Below are 854 nucleotides of genomic sequence, written 5' to 3' on the forward strand. Positions count from 1 at the left end.
AGTCGGGGGGCCTGACTGCGGCACTGGTGCTGCGCGATCGCGCCCGCGAACTCGGTTTCGGCGTGATGGTCGGCTGCATGGTCGGCACGTCATTGGCGATGGCGCCGGCGGTGCTGCTTGCCCAGCATGCCGATTTCGTCGACCTCGACGGTCCGCTGCTGCTTGCCCGCGACCGGGTACCGGGCCTTGTCTACCAGGGATCGCTGGTGTCACCGCCCGAAGTGGCGCTGTGGGGCTGAGCGCGCTGCAAGGCCGATCAGCACGAGGCCGATCAAGGCGATCGGGATCATGGCAAAGAAGCCGTCCACGCCGAGATGGTCGTAGAGCGGGCCGGACGCCAGCGTCACCACCGCCATGAAGAAGCCGTTGGAGAAATAGGCAATGCCTTGCGCGGCACCTGTCCGCTCCTCGGAGACGGTTTCGCCGATCATCTTCTGCAGGCCGATCAGCCCAAGCGCCACCGAGACCGAGTGCAGCGACTGGACACCGAAGAAACCGGGAATGCCGAGGCCGAGCGGCCAGACCAGCGGAAAGGCGATCCAGCGCACGATGGAGCCGATCCCCGCCATCACCATGATCGACACGACGGAGAACCGGTCAAAAAAGCGGGTGAACATCATGAACATGCAGACTTCCGACACCACGCCCCAAGCCCATAAGAGACCGACAACCGAATCGCTGAGGCCGATCGATTTCCAGTAGATGGAGACGAAACCGTAGAGGAATGCGTGGCTGGCGGTGATGACGCCGACACCGACGGAAAAATACAGGAAATACGGGTTGAGAAGCTTCGGCGCCGAATGCTGGATATCAGTGGCCGACAGCGGTGAGGCGCGCCGCGGACGGCCTAGACG

General features: G+C 63.6%; 1 protein-coding gene and 1 pseudogene. One reads left to right on the top strand and one right to left on the bottom strand.

Features of this window, described 5'->3' with window-relative positions; translation table 11 throughout:
* Positions 1-239: pseudogene (locus tag EN893_RS35975) on the top strand (dipeptide epimerase); the annotation flags it as partial.
* Here the strand turns inward: EN893_RS35975 and EN893_RS35980 are convergent.
* A partial coding sequence (locus EN893_RS35980; RefSeq protein WP_206520426.1) for an MFS transporter occupies positions 210-854 on the bottom strand: 645 nt, incomplete at its 5' end. The pseudogene EN893_RS35975 and the gene EN893_RS35980 sit on opposite strands and share 30 nt — an antisense overlap.

Source organism: Mesorhizobium sp. M7A.F.Ca.CA.004.04.2.1 (assembly GCF_004022825.1).
GTDB lineage: Bacteria > Pseudomonadota > Alphaproteobacteria > Rhizobiales > Rhizobiaceae > Mesorhizobium.